The organism is Segeticoccus rhizosphaerae (assembly GCF_009192725.1).
GTDB classification, from domain to species: domain Bacteria; phylum Actinomycetota; class Actinomycetes; order Actinomycetales; family Dermatophilaceae; genus Segeticoccus; species Segeticoccus rhizosphaerae.
Window position 1 is genome coordinate 1 of record NZ_VOHR01000580.1, and the last position, 1,207, is coordinate 1,207.

At 73.0% G+C, this 1,207-nt stretch carries 1 protein-coding gene and 1 pseudogene; both read right to left on the reverse strand.

The features are described from left to right. Positions 1-167 precede the first annotated feature (167 nt). Positions 168-752, reverse strand: a complete 585-nt coding sequence (locus tag FRW57_RS21805) for a cysteine dioxygenase (RefSeq protein ID WP_238999541.1) — start codon at positions 750-752, stop codon at positions 168-170. Beyond that, positions 749-1,207: pseudogene (locus FRW57_RS21810) on the reverse strand (hypothetical protein); the annotation flags it as partial. The gene FRW57_RS21805 and the pseudogene FRW57_RS21810, both read right to left, overlap by 4 nt.

The following is a 1,207-nucleotide window of genomic DNA, read 5'->3' on the forward strand; positions in this document are numbered from 1 at the left end:
GCAGCGGCGTAGCGCGTCCCGACCGCCCGGATCGGGCAGATCGCCGGCCCGGGTGGGGAGGCGGGGCGCCGGGCCCCGGCGTGGCGGGGATGGCAGCAGTCACGTCTTGCAGCATAAGTGAGTGAGCGCTCACTCACCAACTCAATTTCCACCGACCCCGCGTGGGGTCAGGCCATGTCGTCCAGGGGGCGCAGCTCGTCCGCGTAGGAGACGGAGGTGCGGCGGAGCACCCCTTCGGCGGACATGGCGTACTGCCCCATCCGCCACAGGGGCGGCGAGTAGGCGTGGATCGACACCGAACCCGCATCACGGCCGACCATCCGGTGGATGTGGTCCGGCCCGAAGGAGTAGGCCCGCCCGGCGGGGACCTCGGTCTCCAGGCTGGGCACGCCGATGGCCAGGTTGTGCTCGGTGACGGCTCCCTGGGTCACCGCGACCGCCCCCGAGGAGGTGTCGTGGTCGTGCCAGCCGGTGTCGTTGCGTGGAGTCCAGCACAACACCCAGACGTCGACGTGGGCGTCGCGGTGCAGCGAGACGTAGTGTCGGTGCTCGTCGCTGAACGCCACGTGCTGCGCCCACTGCGCCGGATCGCGGGCGATGGCGGTGGCGAGCTCGAGCAGCTCGTGCTGGTCGAGGTCCCGGCCGGGCAGCCGGTCGAGCGTGGTGCCCGCAGGGACCTCCGTCAGCGCGACGGCGTGCCGAGCGGCCACCCCCGTCCGGGTGGCACTGGTCTCGGGAACGGTCATGGTCATGGTCGTCTCCCTCCTTCGAGGAGTCGTCGAGGATTGTCAACGTGTATGGCGTGGCTCGCCGCCGCACCCATGCGCAGCTGCGACGGGGTGATCGGCTCGGCATAGGGCCGGTCGCTGCCGAGCACCAGCGCGTCGATGCCGAGGACGCGGGCAAGGGCGTCGAGGGCCTGCGGCCCGTAGGACGAGGTGTCCGCGAAGACGCCGGGGTCGATCGGGCCGAGGGAGCCTCCCCGCGCCTGCAGGCGCTCGTGGTGGACCGGGGCGAGGCCCGCCCCCGCGGCGAAGCAGATCCGCAGACCGGGCAGCAACGACCGGCCCGCGACGTGCCACGCCCACCAGCTGGCTTGCAACTGTGCGGGATAGCTCACGAGTGCCGGCCACCAGCCCGGCAGCTCGGCGCCCGGCGTCGCCCCCGTGGCGGCAGAACCGCCGGCAGCGCCGGCGACCGGTCCGGG